This window comes from Dactylosporangium sp. NPDC006015 (assembly GCF_040614215.1).
GTDB classification, from domain to species: Bacteria; Actinomycetota; Actinomycetes; order Mycobacteriales; family Micromonosporaceae; genus Dactylosporangium; species Dactylosporangium maewongense.
This window is the reverse complement of sequence record NZ_JBEXUD010000065.1, coordinates 1-23,073: the sequence shown is the minus strand read 5'-3', so window position 1 is coordinate 23,073 and position 23,073 is coordinate 1. Positions and strand designations below refer to the sequence as shown.

18 protein-coding genes, 5 tRNA genes and 1 pseudogene are annotated in these 23,073 nt (G+C 70.2%); 10 read left to right on the top strand and 14 right to left on the bottom strand.

What is annotated here, in order from left to right; genetic code table 11:
- Nucleotides 1-11: 11 nt before the first annotated feature.
- Nucleotides 12-578 (bottom strand): helix-turn-helix domain-containing protein, encoded by a 567-nt coding sequence (locus ABZ321_RS53240; RefSeq protein ID WP_344502445.1) that lies wholly within the window; start codon nt 576-578, stop codon nt 12-14.
- An 80-nt stretch (nt 579-658) separates the two neighbouring features.
- On the opposite strand from ABZ321_RS53240, the gene ABZ321_RS53235 reads away from it, so the two are divergent.
- Nucleotides 659-1,276: an NAD(P)H-binding protein gene (locus tag ABZ321_RS53235; protein ID WP_354904053.1), complete on the top strand. Its 618-nt coding sequence runs from the start codon at nt 659-661 to the stop codon at nt 1,274-1,276.
- Nucleotides 1,277-1,627: 351 nt separating this feature from the next.
- On the opposite strand, the gene ABZ321_RS53230 is transcribed toward ABZ321_RS53235, so the two are convergent.
- The 4 genes from ABZ321_RS53230 to ABZ321_RS53215 form a co-directional block, all read right to left on the bottom strand.
- Entirely contained in the window at nt 1,628-3,397 is a 1,770-nt protein-coding gene (locus tag ABZ321_RS53230; protein ID WP_354904051.1) for an ABC transporter substrate-binding protein, read from the bottom strand.
- A 281-nt stretch (nt 3,398-3,678) separates the two neighbouring features.
- Complete coding sequence (locus ABZ321_RS53225; protein ID WP_344502448.1) at nt 3,679-4,089, bottom strand: RpiB/LacA/LacB family sugar-phosphate isomerase; 411 nt, start codon at nt 4,087-4,089, stop codon at nt 3,679-3,681.
- 17 nt (nt 4,090-4,106) lie between these two features.
- Nucleotides 4,107-4,697, bottom strand: coding sequence for a hypothetical protein (locus ABZ321_RS53220; RefSeq protein WP_354904050.1), 591 nt, complete (start codon nt 4,695-4,697; stop codon nt 4,107-4,109).
- A gap of 21 nt (nt 4,698-4,718) precedes the next feature.
- Entirely contained in the window at nt 4,719-5,663 is a 945-nt protein-coding gene (locus ABZ321_RS53215) for a DMT family transporter (protein WP_354904048.1), read from the bottom strand.
- Nucleotides 5,664-5,706: 43 nt separating this feature from the next.
- Here ABZ321_RS53215 and ABZ321_RS53210 point away from each other — a divergent pair, with 43 nt between their 5' ends.
- On the top strand, nt 5,707-7,050 hold the full coding sequence (locus ABZ321_RS53210) for a PLP-dependent aminotransferase family protein (RefSeq protein ID WP_354904046.1): 1,344 nt from the start codon (nt 5,707-5,709) through the stop codon (nt 7,048-7,050).
- 29 nt (nt 7,051-7,079) lie between these two features.
- On the opposite strand, the gene ABZ321_RS53205 is transcribed toward ABZ321_RS53210, so the two are convergent.
- Nucleotides 7,080-11,357, bottom strand: a complete 4,278-nt coding sequence (locus ABZ321_RS53205) for a discoidin domain-containing protein (protein WP_354904045.1) — start codon at nt 11,355-11,357, stop codon at nt 7,080-7,082.
- A gap of 504 nt (nt 11,358-11,861) precedes the next feature.
- Between ABZ321_RS53205 and ABZ321_RS53200 the strand changes: the two genes are divergently transcribed.
- Entirely contained in the window at nt 11,862-13,139 is a 1,278-nt protein-coding gene (locus tag ABZ321_RS53200) for an ROK family transcriptional regulator (RefSeq protein WP_344502453.1), read from the top strand.
- On the opposite strand, the gene ABZ321_RS53195 is transcribed toward ABZ321_RS53200, so the two are convergent.
- Complete coding sequence (locus ABZ321_RS53195) at nt 13,117-14,196, bottom strand: cytochrome P450 (protein ID WP_354904044.1); 1,080 nt, start codon at nt 14,194-14,196, stop codon at nt 13,117-13,119. The genes ABZ321_RS53200 and ABZ321_RS53195 overlap by 23 nt on opposite strands.
- An 82-nt stretch (nt 14,197-14,278) precedes the next feature.
- On the opposite strand from ABZ321_RS53195, the gene ABZ321_RS53190 reads away from it, so the two are divergent.
- Together ABZ321_RS53190 and ABZ321_RS53185 are read left to right on the top strand one after the other, a co-directional pair.
- Entirely contained in the window at nt 14,279-14,905 is a 627-nt protein-coding gene (locus tag ABZ321_RS53190) for an alpha-ketoglutarate-dependent dioxygenase AlkB (protein ID WP_344502800.1), read from the top strand.
- A gap of 97 nt (nt 14,906-15,002) precedes the next feature.
- Nucleotides 15,003-15,368, top strand: a complete 366-nt coding sequence (locus ABZ321_RS53185) for an STAS domain-containing protein (RefSeq protein WP_344502455.1) — start codon at nt 15,003-15,005, stop codon at nt 15,366-15,368.
- 462 nt (nt 15,369-15,830) lie between these two features.
- On the opposite strand, the gene ABZ321_RS53180 is transcribed toward ABZ321_RS53185, so the two are convergent.
- The 7 genes from ABZ321_RS53180 to ABZ321_RS53150 all read right to left on the bottom strand — a co-directional run bounded on the left by ABZ321_RS53180 (nt 15,831) and on the right by ABZ321_RS53150 (nt 18,460).
- Nucleotides 15,831-15,902: transfer RNA gene (locus tag ABZ321_RS53180), tRNA-Val, on the bottom strand.
- 90 nt (nt 15,903-15,992) lie between these two features.
- Nucleotides 15,993-16,068 (bottom strand) — tRNA-Asp (locus ABZ321_RS53175).
- Nucleotides 16,069-16,125: 57 nt separating this feature from the next.
- A tRNA-Gln gene (locus ABZ321_RS53170) sits at nt 16,126-16,196 on the bottom strand.
- Between the two features lie 11 nt (nt 16,197-16,207).
- A tRNA-Pro gene (locus ABZ321_RS53165) sits at nt 16,208-16,280 on the bottom strand.
- Between the two features lie 40 nt (nt 16,281-16,320).
- A tRNA-Trp gene (locus ABZ321_RS53160) sits at nt 16,321-16,393 on the bottom strand.
- 256 nt (nt 16,394-16,649) lie between these two features.
- Entirely contained in the window at nt 16,650-17,549 is a 900-nt protein-coding gene (gene murQ / locus ABZ321_RS53155) for an N-acetylmuramic acid 6-phosphate etherase (RefSeq protein WP_344502456.1), read from the bottom strand.
- Nucleotides 17,546-18,460: a MurR/RpiR family transcriptional regulator gene (locus tag ABZ321_RS53150; protein ID WP_344502457.1), complete on the bottom strand. Its 915-nt coding sequence runs from the start codon at nt 18,458-18,460 to the stop codon at nt 17,546-17,548. The genes murQ and ABZ321_RS53150 overlap by 4 nt, the downstream gene beginning before the upstream one ends.
- A 53-nt stretch (nt 18,461-18,513) precedes the next feature.
- Between ABZ321_RS53150 and ABZ321_RS53145 the strand changes: the two genes are divergently transcribed.
- The 5 genes and pseudogenes from ABZ321_RS53145 to ABZ321_RS53125 form a co-directional block, all read left to right on the top strand.
- On the top strand, nt 18,514-19,509 hold the full coding sequence (locus tag ABZ321_RS53145; RefSeq protein WP_344502458.1) for a BadF/BadG/BcrA/BcrD ATPase family protein: 996 nt from the start codon (nt 18,514-18,516) through the stop codon (nt 19,507-19,509).
- Nucleotides 19,510-19,614: 105 nt separating this feature from the next.
- Nucleotides 19,615-21,027 carry an N-acetylglucosamine/diacetylchitobiose ABC transporter substrate-binding protein gene (gene ngcE / locus ABZ321_RS53140; RefSeq protein WP_344502459.1) on the top strand — a complete coding sequence of 471 codons (1,413 nt, stop codon included), beginning with the start codon at nt 19,615-19,617 and terminating at the stop codon, nt 21,025-21,027.
- Between the two features lie 3 nt (nt 21,028-21,030).
- Nucleotides 21,031-21,939, top strand: a complete 909-nt coding sequence (locus ABZ321_RS53135) for a sugar ABC transporter permease (protein WP_344502460.1) — start codon at nt 21,031-21,033, stop codon at nt 21,937-21,939.
- Complete coding sequence (locus ABZ321_RS53130; RefSeq protein ID WP_344502461.1) at nt 21,936-22,778, top strand: carbohydrate ABC transporter permease; 843 nt, start codon at nt 21,936-21,938, stop codon at nt 22,776-22,778. Before ABZ321_RS53135 ends, ABZ321_RS53130 begins: the two co-directional genes overlap by 4 nt.
- Before the next feature lie 49 nt (nt 22,779-22,827).
- A pseudogene (locus ABZ321_RS53125) lies at nt 22,828-23,073 on the top strand (phospholipid carrier-dependent glycosyltransferase); the annotation flags it as partial.

Here is a 23,073-nt window from a genome sequence, read left to right as displayed (position 1 = left end):
CCCCGCCCGCGTCACAGCCGGAGCTGGGCGACGAACGCTGCGGCGGACTCGAGGTCGCCGCGGCGCTCGGCGAAGAAGCCGATGAAGGCGAGCTGGAAGCAGGCGCCGAGGAGCAGGCCGGCGACCGCCTCCAGGTCCGCGTCCGCGGAGACCCGGCCGAGCCGCTGCTCGGCGCGCAGGTAGTCGACGAGCCCGTCGTTGGCGCGGTGCGGGCCGAGGTTCTGGGCGCGGAGCTGGTCGCGGTGCGCGTTGAGGATCGCCGGGTCGGAGAATATCGACGTGAACATCGGCAGGCCGTCGCGGTAGAACCCGATCGCGACGGTGGCGAGCTCCGTGAGCGTGTCGCGGACCGTGCCCGTGCCGGCCCGCTCGGGCAGCGTGAGCAGCATCGGGATGAACTGCGGCCCGCGCTCGTGCAGCACCGCGACCATCAGGTCGACCTTGTCGCGGAAGTGCTTGTAGAGCGTCGCCTCGGAGTAGCCGGCCGCGCGGGCGATCTCCTTGGTGGTGGCGTTGGCCAGCCCCCGGCTCCGCAGCACCGACGCCGCCGCGTCCAGGATCACGTCTCGCGTGGCCAATCCCGCTCCTTGACAAGTTCGTGAGCACTCACCCACCATGATAAAGGTTAGTGAGTGCTCACTTACCAGGGAGGGCAGCCATGAAGCTGACCGTGTTCGGCGCGACGGGCGGGATCGGGCGACAGCTTCTCGAGCAGGGCCTGCGCCAGGGGCACGAGATGACCGCCGTCGTCCGCCGCGAGCTCGACCTGCCGGGCGTGACCGTGGTCAGGGCGGCGCTCGACGACGCGCCGGCCCTCGAGGCCGCGGTCGCCGGGCGCGACGCGGTGCTCTCCGCGCTCGGCCACCGCAAGGGCGGCTCCGTCACCGTCCAGGCCGACGGAGCCCGGGCCGCGGTCGCCGCGATGCGCGCCACGGGCGTGCGCCGGATCGTGTCCGTCGACGCCGACGGCCGCTTCACCGGCCCTGGCGACAGCTTCCTCATGCGCGCGGTGGCCAAGCCGGTCGTCCAGCGCGTCCTGCGGGACAACTTCGCCGACCTCGCCGAGGCGGAGCGCGTCCTGCGCGCCGGCGACCTCGACTGGACCCTGATCAGCCCGCCCCGCCTCACGGACGGCGGCCACCGTCCATACAGGACGGCGCTGGACCGCAGCCTCCGCGGCGGCCGGACCATCTCCCGCGCCGACGTCGCCGACGCCGTGCTCAAGTCCGCCGCCGACCCCACCCACGTCCACCACCGGGTCAGCGTCGCCTACTGAACCGCGCCGCGGCGCGCAACGCCTTCCGGAGTGCGGAAACACGACCTGCGGCCCGGACCCGGCGCGCACCGGAACCGGGCCGGACACCCGCGGCCGCCCCAAGGAGGCAAGGCGACCGCGAACGTCACCGCTCAACCGGGAAGTCCCTCGTCGACCCGGACACGGAGGTCGTGCATCCCGGATCAGGCGCGCACCGGATCCGGGCCGGACACCCACGGTCGCCCCCAAGAAGGCCAGGAGGCGTCGGGTGTCCCGCATGCCCAGGAGTCCCTCGTCAACCTGGGCAGCTCGCAGTGCCGGTCGCGGAGCCGGGTGCGGCTGGAGTGCCGCACCCGGTTCCGGCCGGGTCGGTCAGGAGACGCCGAGGCTGCCGAAGTCGACCTGGCCGTAGTACTGGCTGATGTAGACGTTCGTGAGGCGGGGGTTGCGGTAGTTGAGGGCCTTGTCGTAGGTGAACGGGACCAGGACGGCCTCGTCCATGACGATCTTGTTGATCTGGGACCAGATCTGGGCGGCCTTCTTCGCGTCGGGCTCGGCCTTGGCCTGGTCGATGAGGCTGTTGACCTCGGGGTTGTTGAGCTCGGGGTAATTGTTGTTGCCGCTGGGCAGGATCAGGCGGCCGTCGACGAGCACCGCGAGGAAGCCGGAGGCGGTCGGGAAGTCGGCGCCCCAGCCGGCCATCATGAGGCCGTAGCCCTTGGCGTGCGTGTTGGACGGCGAGCCGATGGTGGAGCGGAAGTACAGCGAGGCGTCGGTCGGGTCGAGACGGGCGTTGATGCCGACGTTCTTCAGCGCGGCCTGCAGCGCCTCGGCCGTCTTCGGCTCCTTGCCCGCGTTACGGGTGGCGATGACCGTGTCGAAGCCGTTCGGCTTGCCACACGCGGCCAGCTCTTCCTTGGCCTTGTCGACCTGCGGCTTGCCCGACTTGGTGTTGAACGGGTCCAGCGCCGCGTCGTGACCCGCGATGTTCGGCGGGAGCATGTTGGTGGCGATGTCACCGCCGGCGTCCGCGCCGCCGCGGGCGGTCTGCATGCTGATCTTGTCGGTGGCGTACTGCACGGCCTTGCGGCAGTGGATGTTGTCGAAGGGCGGGACCTTCGTGTTGATGGCGAAGTAGCGGATGAAGCCGGTGGTCGGCGCGTCCGCGTTCTTCTTCACCTCCGGGTTGAGCAGGATCTTCGGCTGCGAGCCCTGCTGGACGCCGGTCTGCGCGAGGTCGAGGTCGATGTCACCGGCGATCAGCTGGTTGTCGATCTCCTCGACGGCGATGCCGAAGGTGACCTCGATGCGGTCCGGCAGCGCCTTGCGGACCGAGTCGGTCTTCGGGTCCCACTGGTCGTTGCGGACGAGGACGGCCTTCTTGCCCTGGTCGTACGACTCGAACTTGTACGGGCCCGAGGAGACGGGACGGTTGCCGTACTGCTCGCCGTTGTCCTTGGCCTTCGGCACGGGGGCGGCGCCCGGCATCGCGAGCAGGTACGGGAAGTCGCTCAGCGGCTCCTTGAGCGTGAACACGATGGTCTTGTCGTCGGGGGTCTGCACCGACTTCAGGCCCAGCTTGTCGGGGTCGGTGTCCTTGTACGGGCCGGGGTACTTCTGGCCCTGGTCGAGCACGTCGACCAGGTAGGTCGGGCCGCCGGACAGGACGTCCTGCGCGAAGACGCGCTCGACGCCGTACTTGACGTCCTTCGACGTGATCGGCGTGCCGTCCTCGAACTTCAGCCCGTCGCGCAGGGTGAAGGTGTACTTCTTGCCGCCGTCCTCGATCTTCGGCAGCTCCGTGGCCAGGTCGGGGGTGAGCACGAGGCCGTCCTCGCCGGGCTTGGCCTGGTTGGTCAGCAGGGTCCGGACGAAGAACCCCTTCATGAAGTTCCAGACGTTCGCGTAGTACGTCCGCACCGGATCGTACGAGTCGGGGCTGTCGTGGTTGGTGACCTTGAGCGTGCCGCCCTTCTTGTCCGAGGGGTTGACCACCCCGGTCAATGCGGCGTTGAAGCCCGCGGCACCTTTCTGACCGGCGCCCTTGCTGGTATCGTCGCTGCTTGGACCGCCTCCGCAGGCGGACAGCACGAGCGACGCGGTGACCGCTCCGGCCACCAGCGCACCTGTTCTGATATTCACGTGTGTTGAACCTTCCCGGATGCCACGACTGTGCGGTCGTGGAGGGTGTTTCGGCACACGGGCAGCACGCATCGCCAGGCGTCCACGATGGACCCTCTACTGTGGACGGGCACGGGCATGCACCGCGCCCACCATGTGGGTCGTCGAGTCGTCTGTACGGGGTTACGAATCTGCTCGCGTAACGGCGATGTGCGTCGCCGTTCATTGAGCAAAGACCTCGGGCACGGCGAAGCGGTTGCGGTGGGCCAGGTCACGCTTTGGTCAAGCAGCGCCGCGCCGGCTCAGTCGAGGAGCGCGATGTTCGCCGACTCCTCCGGGTCGGGGTCCTCGACGGCGAGAAACGCGGCGAGGACCTCGACCGCGACGTCGGGCGCGAGCCGCTTGAGGCTCATCGCGAGGACGTTGGCGTCGTTCCAGAGCCGGGCGCCCCGGGCGATCCACGGGTCCCAGGCGAGCGCGGCGCGGACGCCGGGCACCTTGTTGGCGGCGATCGCCGTGCCGGTGCCGGTCCAGCACATGACGACGCCGAGGTCGGCGCGGCCCTCGACGACGGCGCGGCCGACGGCGGTGCCGAGGTCGGGCCAGGGCGCCCCGGGCACGGCGACGTCCAGCACCTCGTGCTGCTGGGCGAGGTGCTGGACGACGGCCGTGGTGGTCTCGTTGGAGTCGTCTGCGGCGAAGGCGATACGCACGCCTTCAAACCTAACCGTCAGTCGTCCAGGTCGCCGCCCGATGAGCCGGCTTCCAGGGACGACATCATCGACTTGGCCGCGGTGACGAAGTCGGCGCGGACCTTGTCGGGGGTGAGCGTGGTGCCGGCCGGCGCGGTGATGTTCAGGCTGAGGTAGAGGTTGCCGTCGTACAGGTCGAGCTCGTACAGCAGGGCCTTGTCGGCGGTGGTGTACATCGCGAACGCCTTGGTGCCGATGCCGGACACGTCCGCGACGGTCGCGCCCGCCGCGACGCTGGCGTCGGCGGCCTTCTTCACCGAGTCGTAGTGGGTGCGCACGTCCGACTCCGTCGACGGCACGTCGATCATGACGGTCAGGGTGCCGGCCGTCTCGTACGTGACGACGCAGCCCGGGTAGGTGCGGCCGAACGCCTTGGTCTCCTTCGGTTTCTGGTCCTTGACGGTGCCGAACGAGGACAGGCCCTGGGCGGCGGAGACGGTCGCGCAGGCGTCGGCGGGCTTGGCGTAGGTGGTGGAGTCGGCAAAGAAGTACAGGGCCACGCCGCCGCCGCAACACAGCAGCAGCAGCGAGCCCGCGATGATTCCGAGGATGAGGAAGACTTTCTTCACGCGGTGATGCTGGTGTACGGCTCAGCGAAGATCAGTCGCGTAGCGGCCAATGTCGTCAACCCGCCTCTGGGAGCCGGCGCGCAGCCGCTGCGTGAGGGCGACGCACACCAGGACCACCACCGCGGCAGCGACCGCGCCGGCCGGCACGGCCTCGTGCAGCAGCAGCGCCGACCACGCGAGCGTCAGCACCGGCTGCGACAGCTGCAGCTGGCCGATCTTCGCCACCCCGCCCCGGGCGAGCCCCGAGTACCAGGCGAAGAAGCCCAGGAACATCGAGATCACGGTGACGTACGCGAAGCCGGCCCAGGCGCCCGCGGACGCGTGCGGCAGCTGCCGCCAGGCGGAGACCGCGGTCACGGCGACGGTGCACGGCAGCGACAGGACGAGCGCCCAGCAGATCGTGCGGGCGCCGCCGAGGTCGCGGGCGAGGGCGCCGCCTTCGGCGTAGCCGAGCCCGCACAGGGTGACGGCGGCGAGGAGGAACAGGTCGGCGGGGCCGACCGAGCCGCGCACCGCGCCGCTGGCGACGAGGAACACGAGCACGGCGGCGAGCCCGGCGCCGCCGGCGACCCAGAACGCGGGCGTGGGACGTTCGCCGCTGCGGAGGACGGCGAAGCCGGCGGTGATCGCGGGCAGGAGGGCGATGACCACGGCGCCGTGCGAGGCGGTGCTGGTGACCAGGGCGAGGGACGTGAAGAGCGGGAACCCGACGACGACCCCGAGCGCGACCACGGCGAGCCGCCGCCACTGCGCGGCGGTGGGGCGTGGCGCGCGGGTGACAGCCAGGTACGCCAGGGCCAGGAGCCCGGCGCCGACGGCCCGGCCGAACGCGACGAACCACGGGTCGAGATCGCCGACGGCGACCCTGGTGGCGGGCAGCGACATGCTGAACGACAGGACGCCCAGCAGCCCCAGGACCACGCCCGTTACCGTCCCGGCGGGAGTAACGCTACTCTTGTCTCTCATGAATGACGATAACGCAGCCGTCCGCGTTATCCAAGATCTCCGGGTGCAGGCGGCCACGCAGGCCCCGGGGTCGCGGCTGCCGACGGTGCGCGAGCTCAGCGCCCGTCACCAGGCGTCGCCGGTGACCGTGACCCGGGCGATCCGCGCGCTGACCGCCGAGGGCGTCCTGGACGCGCAGCCGGGCCGCGGCACGTTCGTCGCGCGCCGCCCGCGCGCCGCGCAGGAGCAGGACCTCGGCTGGCAGTCGATCGCGCTCGGCGCCCGGCCGCCCGGCGAGGACGCGATGCAGGCGCTGCTGGCCGTGCCGCGCCCCGGCATGATCCCGCTGTCCAGCGGCTATCTCGACGCGGACCTGCAGCCGGTGGCGGCGCTCGGCGCGGCCCTCGCCCGGGCGGCCCGGCAGCCGGCGGCGTGGCAGCGCGGGCCGGTCGAGGGCCGGGAGGACCTGCGGGCCTGGTTCGCCCGGACGGCCGGCGGCGAGCTGCGGGCCGACGACATGAACATCTGCCCCGGCGGGCAGTCGGCGCTGTCGACCGCGTTCCGTGCGCTGTGCGCGCCCGGCGACCCGATCCTGGTGGAGGCGCCGACGTATCTCGGTGCGCTCGCCGCCGCGCGGGCCGCCGGGCTGCGGGTCGTGCCGGTGCCGGCCGACGCCGAGGGCGTGCGCCCCGACCTGCTCGAGGCCGCCTTCCGGCGCACGGGCGCGCGGCTCTTCTACTGCCAGCCGCTGTACGCGAACCCGCACGGCGCCACCCTCGCGGCGGCCCGTCGCCCGGACGTGATGGCGGCGGTCCGCCGGGCCGGCGCGTTCCTGCTGGAGGACGACTACGCCCGGGACCTCGCGATCGACGGCGACCCGCCGCGCCCGCTCGTCGCCGACGACCCGCACGGGCACGTGGTGTACCTGCGGTCGCTGACGAAGTCCGCGGCGCCCGGGCTGCGGGTGGCGGCGATCGGTGCCCGCGGGGCGGCCGGCGCGCGGCTGCGGGCGGCGCGGGTCCTCGACGACTTCTTCGTCGCCGGCCCGCTGCAGCAGGCGGCCCTGGACCTGGTGACGTCGCCGGCGTGGCCGCGGCACCTGAAGGCGCTGCGCACGGAGCTGCGGGCGAGGCGCGAAGCGCTGACGGAGGCCCTCGCGGTGCACGTACCGACGCTGCGGACGCCCCTCGTGCCGGCCGGTGGCCTGCACGTCTGGGCACGGCTCCCGCAGGGCATGGACGACGTGGCGGTCACCAACGAGGCGGCGGCCCGGCAGGTGGTGGTGTTCCCCGGGCGGCCGTGGTTCGCGGCCGAGCCCGACGGCGCCTACCTGCGGCTGACGTTCGCCGCGGCGCCGCCGGACCAGCTGCGCGAAGGTGTCCGCAGACTGCAAGGGGCCGCCGGATGAACCGGCGGCCCCCGCAGTGGACGGTGTGACTAGTTGATGGTGATGACGAGCAGGGTCGGGTTCAGGTTCCTGACGTTGATGTAGTTGTTCGTCAGCGTCAGGTTGTTGAACGTGACCGCGCCCCGGGCGGGACCCTGGCCGGCCTCCGGCAGCTCGTTCGCCCAGATCGCGTAGCCGGACTTCGCGTCGAACGCGTCACCGGAGCGCTGGGCGCCGGAGATCGACACGTTCGTGAAGATGGTGTCCGTGATCGGGTTCTGCGGGGAGCTGCCGACGTAGTTCGTCTGGAACATGATGCCGGAGTAGGTCGGGTCGATGATGTCCACGTCGTTGACCCGGATGCCCTGGAACACCTTGGATGCGGAGAACACCCAGATGGCTCCGAAGACCTGGCTGCCCCAGAAGTGGCCGCCGGCGCGGACGATGGAGATGTTCGAGAACTGGGTGGGCGGGCTCGCACCGAAGCCGTTCATCGGGTAGCCGAAGTCGAGCGAGCTGATGGTGATGCCGCTGTAGACCAGGGTGTCCGCGATGTAGATGTTCCGGAACGTGTTCGCGTACCCGCCGTAGACCGCGAGCCCGGCGGCACGCCAGGTCAGGGTCGTGGACAGGTTCTCGTAGACGTTGTCCTTCTCGTCCGAGCCACCCGCGTCGATCGCCGAGAACAGCGCGAAGGCGTCGTCACCGGTCGAGCGGGCGTCGTTGTTGGTCACCAGGTTGTTCGTGCTGCCGTTGGTCATGTTGATGCCGTCGGCGAAGGTGTCCCGGATCCGCGAGTTCTTGATCGTCACGAAGTCCGTGTTGGCACCCCAGTACATGCAGACCATGTGCTCGGTCCAGATGTTGTCGATCGTCATGTTGGCCACGTTGGACCAGTCGAAGACCTTGCCGGGACCGTCGTTGCGGATGATGTAGTTACCGAAGTACGCGAAGCCGGAGAACGTCGAACCGTTGGCGGTCGAGTCGGCCCGGAAGCCCACGTCGGTGTTGTCCTGCGTGGACGGTGCGTAGAACCGGGTGAACCACGGGCCGGCGCCGATGACCTTGATCGCCTTGCCGTAGACCTGGAACTTGCTGGCCGTCTGGTAGTCGCCGGGCGGCAGGTAGACACCGAGCGCGGTGGTGCTCTGCCGGGCCTGGCTCAGGGCGTTGTCCACGTCCTGGTGGGTGAAGCCGGCCGGGACGATGTACTTCGTCGGGTCCGGGTTCGGGATGACCGTGGCCTGCTCGAGGTTGATGAAGTCGACCGCGATCGGGCCCGAGTTGGCGGCGTCCTTCTGCAGCTTGATCGTGGCACCGGCCGCGACCGTGGTGCCGAGCAGGACGTTCGCCTCGTCGTAGATGTGGCGCGGGCCGGTGCCGGAGTTCTGCGGCGCCGTCTCGTTGCCGTACAGCCACGCGTACTTCGACGTCAGGGCGATGTTCTTCAGGTACGTGCCGTTGACGTAGATGTTGAGCGTGGTGTTGGTGTTGTCCGGGATCGAGAACCGCACGACCAGGGTGTTGGTCTGCGCCTTGGTGGTCCACTGGACGTAGTTGCCGGTGCTGTTCAGGTTGACCGCCCGGCGGCCCGAGGCCTCGCCGGCGATGTCGCCGACGGTGCGGTTCGGGCCGACGACGGTCGCGCCGCCGCCGACGGTGCCGTCCTCGGCCTCGTACATGTCGTACGGCATGTTCGCGCCGCGGCCGACGAAGAACGAGGTGGTGGACGTGTTGTTGGCCTGCTTGACCGACAGCTCGTTGGTGTCCGCGGCGATCACCGTGGTCACCGTGTACTTGCCGTTCGCCGCGGTCCACGTGCCCAGGTTGACCGGGGCGGTGGTGGCGCCGGCGTTGATGACGCCGGTGTAGGAGCCGGTCAGCGTCTTGACGGTCGCGCCGCTGGTGGCGTCCTTGATGGTCACCGTGATGCCGTGGGCGCCGCCGGCGGAGGCCTGGGTGCCCTGGTTCTTGATGGCGACGGTGAACGTGACGGTGTTGCCGGCCGACGGGTTGCTCGGCGACCAGCCCGACGGCGACGCGAGCAGGTCGGACGTCTGCACCGGCGCGACGGTGAACGCCGACCCGGTGAACGTGTTGTTCGTGTCGTCCTGCTCGACGACCGTGTTGCTCTCGTCGACCTTCGCGATCGGCGTGTAGGAGCCCGCGTCGCGGGCGCCGATGCTGGCCGTCACGTTGGTGCTGGCACCGGCGGCGAGGGCGCCGACGTTGGCCGTGCCGACGAGCGTGGTGCCGAAGTAGAACTTGACGTTCGTCGCCGCGGAGCCGGCCGTGCCCTGGTTCTTCACCGTGGCCGTGAGGCTGACCGCGTCGGTCTCGATCGGGTTCGCCGGCGAGCTGGAGATGGCGGTGACGACCAGGTCCGGGTTCGGCGCCGCGACGCCGTAGACCTGGAACTCCGCGATCTGGCCCGACGGGGCGCCGGTGTTCGAGTTGATCTTCAGCTGGACGTCGGCGACGCGGGCGGTCAGCGTGATGTCGACGCTGTTGCCGGTGGCCGGGTCGAAGCGGTAGTCGCGGGCCGGCACCAGGCTGGTGAGCCCGGACGCGCTCTGCTCACGGCCGAGGACCTCGATGTTCTGGGTCCGGGCGCCCCACGCGGTGCTGGGGTCGAGCTTCAGCGTGAGCTTGCTGATGTCGGCGTTGGCGCCCAGCGTCGAGGTCAAGGTGGCCGGGAAGCCGCCCGCACCCTCCCAGTAGGTGGTGACGCTGTTGTCGTTGGCGTTGGCCGGCACGAACGTGAAGACCGAGCCGTTGGCGGTGATCGGCTTGCCGAGGGCCAGGTTGGTGCCGGGCGGCGGGTTGCCGGTGCCGGTGCGGGTGACGGTGTTGCTGGCGGCGGAGTTGTTGCCGGCGCCGTCGACCGCCTTCACCTGGTAGGACACCGTCGCCGTGTCGGGCTGGTTGTCGGTGTACGTGAGGACCGTGCCGGCCACGTTCGCCCGGTAGGAGCCGTTGGCGTAGATGTCGTAGCGGGCGATCGAGCCGCTGTTGTCCGTCGACGCGCCCCAGGTCAGCTTGATCTGGCCGCTGGCCGGCTGGGTGTACGCGAGGTTCGTCGGCGCGGTCGGCGCCTGCGTGTCGACGACGGTGCCGGTACGGGTGACCGTGTTGCTCTGCGCCGACTGGTTGCCGGCCGCGTCCCGCGCCTTCACGAAGTACTGCACGGTGGCGGTGTCGGGCTGCGTGTCGGTGTAGGTCAGGACGGTGCCCGCGACGCTGGTGCGCAGCGCGCCGTTGGCGTAGACGTCGTAGCCCGCGATCGAGCCGCTGTTGTCGGTGGAGGCGGACCAGGTCAGCTTGATCTGGCCGCTGGCCGGCTGGGTGTACGCCAGGTTCGACGGCGCGGTCGGCGCCTGCGTGTCACCGGTGGACGGCCCGTACACCTCGAGCTCGGACAGCTGCGCGGCGGTCCAGCCCGTGTTCGCCGAGATGCTCACCCGGATGTAGCGGGTGGTCAGCTGGGTGAACGGGATGGTCACCGTGTTGCCGGTGCCCTGGTTGAACTCGTACGCCGCGGAGCCGAGGATGTTGGTGAACGTGCTGCCGGTGGTGCTGCCCTGCAGGGTCAGCGTCTGGGTGCGGGTGCCCCAGTTGGTGGGCAGCTTGAGCACGACGGAGCTGACCGGCACGGCCGAGCCGAGGTCGACCTGCACCCACTGCGGCAGCGCGCCGGTGCTCTCCCAGTAGGACGCCTGGTTGCCGTCGCCGGCGTTGGCGGCCGTGTACTGGCCGTTGGTGCTGCTGGAGGAGAACGTCTTGCCGGCGGCGAGGTTGGTGCTCGACGACGCGACACCGTAGATCTCGAACTCGGAGATCTGCGCGGCCGGCCAGCCGGTGTTGGCGGTGAGGTTCAGCCGCACGTAGCGCGCGTTCGAGGCCGTGAAGTCGATGGTGACGGTGTTCTGCTGCGCGGGGTTGAAGCTGTACCCGACGGAGCCGACGATCGTGCTGAACGAGGTGCCGTCCTGGCTGCCGGTCACCGACAGCGTCTGCGTCCGCGTCGCCCAGGCGGTGTCGTTGGGCAGCTTCAGCTTGATCTGGTCGATGTTCTTCGCGCTGCCCAGGTCGATCTGCGCCCACTGCGGGAAGGCGTTGTTGGCGCTCTCCCAGTAGGAGGCCTGGTTGCCGTCGTTGATGTTGCCGATGCCGTTGGCGCCGTTCGTGCTGCTCGACGTGGCGGGTCGGCCGCTGGCGAGGTTGGTTCCACCGGCGGCCTGCGCCGGCAGCGTGTGAGCCGTAACCGCGACCAGGGCTGCCACGGCGAACGCCGAGAGCACCCTTCGCGTCACGTGCCTCTTACTCATCGCGATCCTTCGTTCAGGGGTGTGGTGCGGTGCGGGGAGTTGGCGGCTCCGCGAGGGACGTTGTGGATCCCTCGTGCAGTGGCGGTGCGGTCTTCAGTCAACGGCGGCTGACCCGGTCTTCGGACCGGGTGTGTGGTGGGGCGCGAACGGGCACAGCGGTGCCTCCGGAGACGGGGGATGCGCGGTGGACCTGTTGGCGGACGGGTCACGGCGCGACTCTGACGGCGTCTTGTTGGAATCTTGCATCGGGTTGGCCCAAATGTTGCAGACATGCTACCGATAAGTCAACGGGTGTCACTGGAATCGGCAAGCGCGCGGTTCTGTGGCATCCCGTGGGGTTCCCGCGTTGGATCGTGGGCACCTCGACACACGGCCTGAACGGAGTTTCGAAACGTTCTGGATTCGTTGCCCGCAGGTCTGGTGTTGCCGGGATGTTTCGTGGTTGATTCGTCGGACTGACCGACGAATGAGCTGCGTCGATGGTGTTTGGATGGGGGTCGTTCGATGGCTAGCAAGGAGCGGGCCGGCGCCGGTTCCGTCGACGAGCCCACGGACCAACTCGCCCTGCGCCGCGCCAATCTGAGCCGGACCCTGCGGCACATCCGCATCAACGGACCGCGGTCCCGGGCCGCGATCGCCGCCGCAACCGGCTTGCACAAGGCGACCGTGTCGAGCCTCGTCGACGAGCTGCTGAGCCGGCGGCTCGTGCGCGAGATCGGCACCGAGCACTCCGGCAGCGCCGGGCGCCCCGGCCGCGGCATCGCCCTCTCCCCCGACGTCGGCGCCGTCGGCATCGAGATCAACGTCGACTACCTCGCGGTGCACGGCAGCGACCTCACCGGGCGCACCGTCATCGAGAAGCGGGTCAGCTTCGACGCCAAGGGCCGCGACGTGGAGCGCTGCCTCGACGACCTGACCCAGGCCGCCCAGCGGACCCTGGCGGAGCTCGTCCGCCGCGGCGTGACCCCGGTCGGGCTCACCGTCGCCGTGCCCGGCCTCGTCGACGTGGGCCGCGGCGTGGTCGTGCTCGCCCCCAACCTCGGCTGGCGCGACGTCCCGGTCGCCACCCGCCTCGCGCACGGCCTCGACCCGGACCTCTGGATCATGGTCGACAACGACGCCAACCTGGCCGCGCAGGCCGAATACACGTGGGGGGTCGCCGCCGGCACCGACGACCTCGTCTACCTCACCGGAGAGGTGGGCGTCGGCGGGGGTGTCATCGTCAACGGCCGGCTGCTGCGCGGCGCCGACGGCTTCTCCGGCGAGGTCGGCCACCTGCCGGTCGAGCCGGGCGGGTCGAAGTGCGGCTGCGGTCGCACCGGCTGCTGGGAGACCAAGGTCGGCCTCGCCGAGCTGGTCCGCCGCGCCACCCCGGACGTCGCCTACGGCCTGGAGCAGGGGCCCATCCCGGACCCCGAGGAGCGGGTCGCCGAGGTGCTGCGGCGGCTCGCGCGCGGGGACAAGGCGGTGGCGGCGGCGGTCGCGGAGGTCGGGCACTGGCTCGGGCACGGCGGCGCGATCCTGGTCAACCTCTTCAACCCGCGGGTGATCGTGCTCGGCGGCTACTTCGCGGAGCTCGCCGACCACCTGATCCCGTCCGCGCAGGCGAACCTGGCCCGGATGGCGGTCGCCAGCACGGCGGCGCGCTGCCACTTCGTCGCGTCGCACCTGGGCTTCACGGCGGCCGCCCGCGGCGGGGCCGGGGTGATCGTCGAGCGGATGATCGAGGATCCGACGGCCGTGTCGCTGGCGCCCGCGCCTACCCTTGCGGTCGCACGGTGATCATGAAGTCCCTGAGCTCGTAGCTCGAGATGTCCGGCTTCTTCGTGACCCGCGGCGGTTTGAGCATGGTGAGCCGCGGCTGCGCGAAGAGCTTGCTGAGGAAGATGTCGGCCTCCTGGACGGCCACGTAGGCGCCCGGGCACTTGTGCGGGCCGTCGCCGAAGGACAGCCCCGGACCCTCGTCCACGCGTTCCAGGTTCGCGGTGCTGACGTCGATGTCGACCAGCCTGCCGTCCGGGATGTCCTCCACGGGGCCGGTCGTGCGCCGCTTGAGGTTGCCCACGACGGGCTCCAGCCGCAGCAGCTCGTGCAGCAGCGCCACCCTCGTGGTGTCGTCGCCGCCGGTGTACCGGTCGCGAAGGGCGTCGTCGGTGAACAGATGCCAGGCGACGACGTTGACGAACTCGCGGGTGGTGACCATGCCGGCCGCGGCGAAAGTCAGGCACTCACCGAGGATCTCGCCGTCGCGGCAGCCCTCGTCGATCAGGTGCGAGATCAGGTCGTCCCTGCGCTGCCGGCGCCTGACCTTGACCGCCGGCCGCACGTCGGCGAGGTAGATGCCGAGGAACTGGATGTTCTGCTTGAACACCCAGTAGATCCCGTTGAGGCTGGTGAACCCGGGCTTGCCGAACTTCTCCGGGAAGAACCGGTCGAGCCGCCGGTCCAGGCCGGGACGGCTCTCCGTCAGGCCGATCACCGCGCACACGACCTCGATCGCCATGCGGAAGCTCAGCTTGGCGAGGTCGGCCGTCCCCTGCTGCCGGAGCGTCTCGATCTGCTGGTCCGCCGCCCGCTCCATGAGATCGCGGTAGTGCTCGTCGACCCGCCGCGGGGTGAAGTACCGCGCGGTCTGCCTGCGGTGCTCCCGGTGCTCCTCGCCGTCGCGATACAGCACCGGGCGGCGGATGCTCGGCGGCAGCTTCTCGACCGTCTCCACGCCGAGGCCCGCCTGGACCGTGTCCGTGCTGCGCAGCACCGCCCGGGCCCGCGCATACCCCATCACCCGGACGGCGCCGGCGTCGGGTTCGTAGCTGCGATCGATCTTCCGGCTACTCATGGTGACCCATACGATACGGGCTCGCCGGGTTCGCGTGTTGCTCGTACGTCTGTACGAATGCGGGTGTAGCATTGATCGCATGATGGACGTCGCGTACCAGCCTTCGATGCTGGACACGGTCATGCCCGCGGTGGGGCCACTCACCGGCGGCATGGTGCGCCACGAGCTCAGCCGCGGCGCCTGGGTCGACCACCTTCCGGGCTGGGTCCTCGGCTCCGACGCGGTCCTGTCGACGCTGCTGCACGAGGTGGACTGGCGGGCCGAGCGGCGCAAGATGTATGACGGCGTCGTCGACGTCCCGCGCCTCCTGCGGTGGTATGGCGAGCGCGACGAGCTGCCGCACCCACTGCTCACCGAGGCCCGCCGCGACCTGACCCGGCACTATGTCGAGGAGCTCGGCGAGCCCTTCGTCACCGCCGGCATGTGCCTCTACCGCGACGGCCGCGACAGCGTCGCCTGGCACGGCGACACCATCGGCCGCGGCGCCCGCTTCGACACGATGGTCGCGATCGTCTCCTTCGGCTCGCCCCGCACTCTCCTGCTGCGCCCCCGCGGCGGCGGCGACAGCATCCGCTTCCCGCTCGGCCACGGCGACCTGATCGTCATGGGCGGCTCCTGCCAGCGCACCTGGGAGCACGCGATCCCCAAGACCGCCCGCCCCGTCGGCCCCCGCGTCAGCGTCCAGTTCCGCCCCACCGGCGTCGCCTGACCGAGGCTTTCTCGCCGGATTCGATCTTTCGATGGATGCGGGAGCGGCGCGCATCCCGTATCGTGAGAGCGGCTCTGATTGTGAGAAGGTGAGCCAGATGAACGAGGTCGATCGTTTCGCGGTATTCCCGGAGTTGCACATCACGGTCGACCCGATGCCAAACCAGGCGCTCCGCGTCAGGGTTGCGGGCGAGGTCACCATGGAGAACGTCGCCCAGCTGCGCACCATCCTCCACCGCGCCATCGACGACGTCCACGCCACCGCCGTCGAGGTCGACCTGAGCCTCGTGTCGTTCATCGACTCGACCGGCATCGGCAAGCTGGTCGCCGCCCGCGCCCACGCCCGCGGCAACCACAGCGACCTGTACATCGTCCACCCCAGCCCCGGCGTCCGCCGCGTGCTCAGCCTCCTCGGCCTCCTGGAGATCCTGAGCGCCCCCGACACCACAGGCACCGCCGCCTGACGGCGTCCCGCCTCCTTTGAAAGATCGGCGTTGCCCGGATTGAAGCTGGGCGTCCGTCGCTGTGGAGTGGGCAGGCTGCGACCGGAGTGATGGTGCGGACGTTGCCGGCCGGGAGTCCGTTGACGGTGCGCCCGGCCGGGCCGTCAACGGCCACGCCTGCCTCGTCTTCATCGAATCATCGGGCCGCCCGCACCTGCCGGGATCAACTCGATCACCATGAAGGGCAGACCTCGGTTCACGGCAAGGATGCCGGCGTGCGGGGTCGTGGGTCCCGGTGTCGATCCGGGCACACCGCCCTTATGAGGGGCGGCCGGACAGCCAGCGTCCGTACCCACGGTGGGTCCACAGTGGACGGCATTCGGAAGGGCGATCGTCGGGAGTCGAACCCGAACCACCAGGGCCACGACCTGGAGTGCACAGCCGGTACACCACGAACGCCATGGAAGTGTGGAACTGCTTGCGTACCCACGGAGGGATTCGAACCCCCAACAGTCTGCTTGTAGGGCAGATGCTCTTCCGTTGAGCTACACGGGCCTGGAACGCGTGGACCGACTCGGGATCGAACCGAGCAGGCGAGGATTGCAAATCGACGCTGCACACCAGTGCTCAGCCCAGAGAACTGCGCGCCCTGTACGGGATTTGAACCCGTGAATCTCCGCCTTGACAGGGCGGCGTCCACTCCTGACTGGACCGACAGGGCTTGCGTACCCGGCGCGACGCCTCTTCCGTTGGGCTGTCCGGGCATGTCGTACGAAAGCTGGGAGCGGAGGATTCGAACCCCCACAGCGAGGACCAAAACCTCGTGGCCTGCCGTTAGCCGAGCTCCCAAAAACGCAGAGTCGGGAGCCGGGGAATCGAACCCCGCGCTTCCTGGTCCCAAACCAGGTCCGGTCACCAAGCCGGTCGCTCCCGAAGCGAATGCCATCCACTGTGGAGTTGTCAAAGCACAACGCAGGGGCGACAGGATTCGAACCTGCAGCCGTCGGTTTTGGAGACCGGTGCTCAACCAGTTGAGCTACGCCCCTATGAGAAAAAGAAAACCGCCCGGTCCCTGGAGGGGGCGGGCGGTGGGGAGGCTGAAGAATCTAGCCTCGGCACCATCCCGCGGTGTGCGGCATGTCGGCCCAGTGCGCGACGGGGGCCATGGGCAGCGCGGCAGCGCGCGCCGGCGCTTGCGGTGCGGTCCAGTGGCTCATCATCGTGACTCCCGGGATCTGTCGTTGTTGACATGGACAACGATAGGCGCGCGCCGACGCGCTGCCAATCGATTAAAAGGGCGGATTACAGCGCGTCCAGGGCACGGTGGACGACGCCGCCGGCGGCGCGCAGGGCGCGGCGGGCCGAGTCGACGTCGACGCGGGCGAGCAGGGTCACCAGTGCCACCTTGGCCTCGTCGCCGGCGGCGGTGAGCGCGGCCTGGCACGCGTCGGCGGGCAGTCCGGTGGCCTGGACCAGCATGCGGACCTGCCGCACCCGCAGCTTGGCGTTGCTGGCGACCATGTCGGTCATGAGGTTGCTGTACGTGCGGCCGAGGCGCACCATCACGGCGGTCGACAGCGCGTTGAGGACGAGCTTCTGCGCGGTGCCGGCCTTCATGCGGGTGGAGCCGGTGACGACCTCGGGGCCGGTGTCGACGGCGAGGTGGATGTCGGCGTACTCGGCGAGGGCGGCGTTGGGGTTGGCGGAGAGCAGGACGGTGCGCGCGCCGCGGTCGCGGGCGGCCCGCAGCGCGCCGCCGACGAACGGGGTGCCGCCGCTGGCGGTGACGCCGAGCGCGACGTCGCCGGCCGTGAGCACGCCGCCGGCGGTCGAGAAGCCGGTCTCCGCGTCGTCCTCGGCCGCCTCGACCGCGTCGGTGAGGGCGCGGGTGCCGCCGGCGAGGTGGGCGACGACGTGGCCGGGCTCCACACCGTACGTGGGGCGCAGCTCCGTCGCGTCGAGGACGGCCATCCGGCCGGACGTGCCGGCGCCGAAGTAGTGCAGCCGGTGCCCGGAGCGCAGCGCGTCGACGCAGTCGTCGACGGCCTCGGCGAGATCGGGGAGCACGGCGGCGACCGCGGCGGCGACGGTCGCGTCCTCGGCGTTGATCAGCTCGAGGATCTGCAGGGTGGGCAGCTGGTCGATCTGGTGGGACCGCGCGTTGCGTTCCTCCGTCGGGGCGATCGGCGGCGAGACGGTCACCAGGGTCCCCGCTCCGGTCGCACCCGCCGGCTACGGACCGCTTCTCGGGTTTTCTCCACGGCCGCCTTCGTCTGTGCGTACGTCTTCTGCGCGACGCCGACGAACACGCAGTCGACGACGGTGAGCTGCGCGAGCCGGCTCGCCATCGCCCCGGACCGGAACGTGGTCTCGCGGGCCGCGGTGGTGAGGGTCAGGTCGGCGATGCGGGTGATCGGCGACTTGGGGAAGTTGGTGAGCGCGACGGTCGTGGCGCCGCGCCGGCCGGCCTCGCCGAAGGCCTCGATGGTGTCGACGGTCGTGCCGGTGTGGGAGATCCCGATGGCCACGTCGCGCTCGTCGAGCAGTGCCGCGCTGGTGAGCGCCAGATGCAGGTCCGACCAGGTGTAGGCGACGAGCCCGACGCGGTGCAGCTTCATCTGGAAGTCGCGGGCGACGAACGCGCTGGCGCCGACGCCGTAGATGTCGACCCGGCGGGCGGCGGCGACCGCGTCGATGACCCGCTGCAGGATCTCCAGGTCGAGCTGGGCGGCGGTGTCCTCGACGGCGCGGGCGTCGGCGAAGGCGATCGTCTTGACGACGGTGGCGAGGTCGTCGGTCTGGCTGATGTCGCTGCCGGGCGCCTCGCCCGGGGCTCCGTCGTCCTGCGCCCGCCCCGCCTCCGCCGCGAGCCGCAGCCGCAGCTCCGGATAGCCGGAGAAGCCGATCGCGCGGCAGAACCGGATGACGGTCGTCTCCGACGTCTCGGCCCGCTTCGACAGCTCCGTGATGGTCAACTGGGCGGCGGTGGCGGATTCGTCGGCGACGATCCGTCCGACTCGCTGCTCCGCCGGGGAAAGCGAGGGCAGCAGCCCCCGGATCTTCACCGCGGTGGACGTGGCGCCGCCCTCGGCGGACTGCCGGCTCACCTTCATGTGGGAAAGTTTCCGTTCTCACGCGCTTTTCGTCAATGCAGTACGGTGTTCCGGTGCGAGCACCCCTGGTAGTCGGCGTGGACGCGGGCGCCACCAGCACCCGTTGCGTCGTCGCCACCCTCGACGGCGAGGTCCTCGGCCGTGGTCGCGCGGCCGGCGCCAACCGGAACTCCAGCGGAGGCCGCCCGGCGCAGGCTCTGGAGCAGGCACTCCGCCAGGCACTCAACGGTATCGACCCGGCCGCCGTGGCGTCCGGGGTGGTCGGCACGGCCGGCGCCGCGGCCGCGGGGCGGGCCGAGGCCCGGGAGGCGGCCGAGGAAGCCTGGCGGGCGGCCGGCGCGGCCGGGACGCTCCGCAGTGTCACGGACCTCGAGGTCGCGTTCGCCGCCGGCACCCCGGACCGCGACGGCCTGCTGCTGCTGTGCGGCACCGGCGCCGCGGCGGTGGCGTTCCGCGACGGCACGCCGTACAGGCGCTGCGACGGTTACGGATGGCTGCTCGGCGACGAGGGGTCGGCGGTGTGGCAGGGCCGCCAGGCGCTGCGGGCGGTGCTGCGCGCCCTGGACGGCCGCGGCCCCGCGACCAGGCTCACCGGACCCGTGACGGAGGCCCTCGGGGCGGACGCCGCCGCGGACCCGGAGGAGCACGCGCAGGCGTTGATCAGGGTGGCGTACCGGCAGCCGCCCGCCGCGCTCGGTCTCCTGGCGCCCCTCGTCGGGCGGGCCGCGCTGGACGACGACGCGGTCGCGTGCGAGGTCGTGTACGAGGCCGCCGGGCACCTGCTGCACGCCCTCGACACGGCCGCCGGCGCACCCGGGGAGCGGGCGCGGCCGGTCGTGCTCGCGGGCTCCGTGCTGCTCACCGAGGGCCCGGTCGCGGACCTGGTACGGGAAGGGGTCCGGCTGCGGTTCCGGGTCGAGCCCGCCGAGGCCCGCGACGGCGCAGCCGGCGCGGCCGCCCTCGCGATCGCCGCCCTCACCGGGGCGCCGGTGGCTCCCGCCGTACACACGCGACTGACGGCACCGGGCAACGATTTCGTCAATATTTGAGCCGAACCCCTGGCAGGAACCTTCCTACTCTTGAAACTTCCGTTGGAAACCTTCATTCTCGATCCAACGAGCGCCCCCTCGACCCCCAACGAAGGAGCACGACGGATGAACACGCTGACCCGCAGGGGCGTCCTGCAGACTGCGGCCACAGCCGGTCTGCTGGCCACCGCCCCGGCCGCGCTGAGCGCCTGTGCCACGAGCGATGGCGGCGGGGACTCCAAGGCCGCCCAGGGTGACAAGAGCAACGTCAACCCGCTCGGCGTGAAGGAGGACGCCCCGCTCGAGGTCGTCATCTTCAACGGCGGCTTCGGCGAGGACTACGCCAAGGCCCACGAGGCCATGTACAAGGAGAAGTACCCGAAGGCGGAGATCAAGCACTCCGCCACCCAGGAGATCGGCAAGACGCTGCAGCCGCGGTTCGTCGACGGCAGCCCGCCCGATATGATCAACAACTCCGGCGCCGCCCAGATCGACTTCAACGGGCTCGTCTCGCAGAACGCGCTCACCGACCTCGCCCCGCTGCTCGACGCGCCGAGCCTCGACATCGCCGGCAAGAAGGTCCGCGACACGCTGCTGCCGGGCGCGCTGCTGCCGGGCACCTACAACGGCAAGGTGTTCGCGCTCAACTACGCCTATACCGCCTACGGCATCTGGTACGACGAGAAGCTCCTCGCCGACAAGGGCTGGCAGTACCCGAAGACGTGGGACGAGATGATCGCCCTCTGCAAGACCATCAAGGCGGCCGGCATCGCGCCGTGGACGTACCAGGGCAAGCACCCGCGGTACATGAGCTGGCCCATCCTGTCCGCGGCGGCGAAGCTGGCCGGCCCGGAGGTGCTGCTCGCCATCGACAACCTCGAGCCCAACGCGTGGAAGCACGAGGCGATCAAGACCGCCGCCGACGCGTACTCGCAGCTCGCCCGCGACGGCTTCATCCTGCCGGGCTCCGAGGGCCTGGACCACATCCAGTCGCAGACCGAGTGGTCGAAGGGCAACGCCGTCTTCATCTCCTGCGGCTCGTGGCTGGAGAGCGAGCAGAAGAAGGTCACGCCGCCCGCGTTCAAGATGGCGATCGCGCCGACGCCGAGCCTGAGCAGCGGCGACAAGCTGCCGTTCGAGGCGCTGCGGGGGACCGCCGGCGAGCCGTACATCGTGCCCGCGAAGGCCAAGAACGCCAACGGCGGCATGGAGCTGATGCGCATCATGCTGTCGAAGAAGGGCGCCGCGGACTTCACCCGCAAGACCTCGAGCCTGACCTGCGTCGCCGGCGCCGAGGAGGGCGTCGAGCTGCCGCCCGGCCTCACCAGCGTCACGAAGGCGCTCAAGGCGTCCGGCGACAAGGGCTTCAACTGGGTGTACAACTCCTTCTACCGCAAGCTGGAGCGCAACCTCGTCGACGCGGCCTGCGGCGACCTGTTCACCAATCGGATCAACGCCCAGCAGTTCGTGGAGGCGTGCCAGAAGGGCGCCGACGAGATCGCCAAGGACACCTCGATCACGAAGTACAAGCGGAGCTGATCCATGCGGCACGGTCGGCGCCTGTTCGTGCTCACGTTCCTCGTACCGCCGCTGGCGCTGTACGCCGTGTTCGTCATCTCGCCCTACCTGCAGGCGTTCCAGATCTCGCTGACCAACTGGCGGGGCCTGTCGCCGGAGTACGAGTACGTGGGGCCGGAGAACTTCAGCCGGCTCCTGCAGGACCACTACGTGTGGAACGCGCTGAAGAACAACGCCATCATCCTCGTGGCACTGCCGGTCGTCACGATCGTGCTGGCGTTGTTCTTCGCCTCGATGCTCAGCGTCGGCGGCCGCTCCGGCAAGGCCGGCGTGCGGGGCGTGCGCGGCGCCGCCTTCTACCGCGTCGTCTACTTCTTCCCCCAGGTGCTGTCGGTGGCGATCATCGGCGTGCTGTGGAAGGAGGTGTACGCGCCGCGCAGCGGCATCCTCAACGGCTTCCTGCGCGCCATCGGGCTCGACGGCCTCGCGAAACCCTGGCTCGGCGACCCGGACCTCGCGTTCTGGTGCGTGCTGGCGGTCATGGTGTGGAGCAACGTCGGCTTCTACGTCGTGCTCTTCAACGCCGCCATGCAGTCGATCCCCCGCGAGATCTACGAGGCGGCGATGCTCGACGGCGCCGAGCGCGGCGAGACCCTGCGCAAGATCACCGTGCCGCTGCTGTGGGACACGATCCAGGTGGCGTGGGTGTACCTCGCGATCCTCGCCATCGACGGCTTCGCCCTGGTGCAGATCATCACCCTGGGCGGCCCGGGCAACAGCTCCGACGTCATCGGCCTGCGCCTGTACGACACGGCGATGGGCGATTACAAGTTCGGCTACGCCTCCGCGATCGGGGTCGCGATGTTCTTCCTGACGCTGTCCATCGCGGTCGTCGCGCTGCGCCTCTCCCGCCGGGATCGGATCGAACTGTGAAAAGCCGCTTCCGTGTCGTCAACGCCTTCTCGCACACCTTCCTCGTCGGCTGGGCCGTGCTCACCACGTTCCCGCTCATCTGGGCGATCCTCAGCGCGTTCAAGGACGACAACGAGATCCTCACCAGCGCCTGGAGCCTGCCGGCCAAGCTGCGCTTCGAGAACTGGAGCCGGGCCTGGACCGAGGCCAGCATCGGCCGGTACTTCCTCAACACGGCGATCGTCGTCGCCGGCGCCCTGGTGGTCACCATGCTCCTCGGTGCGATGGCCGCCTACGTACTGGCGCGGTACACCTTCCGGGGCAGCCGCCTGGTGTACTTCCTGTTCGTCGGCGGCATGATGTTCCCCGTCTTCCTGTCGCTCGTCCCGCTGTTCTTCGTGGTGAAGAACCTCGGCCTGCTCTCCACCCATCTCGGCCTGATCCTGGTGTACAGCGCCTACTCGCTGCCCTTCACCGTCTTCTTCCTCACCGCGTTCTTCCGGACCCTGCCGAGCGAGGTCGCCGAGGCCGCGATGATGGACGGCTGCACGCACTACGGGCTGTTCTTCCGCGTCATGCTGCCGATGGCCCGCCCCGGCCTGATCAGCGTCGGCATCTTCAACCTGCTCGGGCACTGGAACCAGTACGTGCTGCCGATCGTCCTCATGCAGGGCGAGGACGCGGAGAAGCACTGGGTGCTCACGCAGGGCCTCACCGCGCTCGCCATCAACCAGGGCTACGCCGGCGACTACAGCGCCCTCTTCGCCGGCATGGCCATCGCGATGCTGCCCGTGCTCATCCTGTACCTCGTGTTCCAGCGCCAGGTGCAGTCCGGGCTGACCGCCGGCCACCTGAAGTGACTCCCCCGCCGGGGCATCCCGTGAGAGGCGATACACCTACGATCACCGGATGACCTCGCAAGCGCGGACAGTGCCCGACGTCGTACGCCGCCGGCTCACCCCGCCCGGACCCGCCACCCCAGGGTTCTGGCTGGCGGCGATCCTGGTCACCGCGATCGGGCTGCTCCTTCGGATGGTGAACCTGTCCCATCCGAGGGAGCCGATCTTCGACGAGGTCTACTACGCCAACGAGGCGTGGGACCTGCTCCAGCACGGCGTCGAGTGGAACCCCGAGGACAACACCCCGCAGTACGTG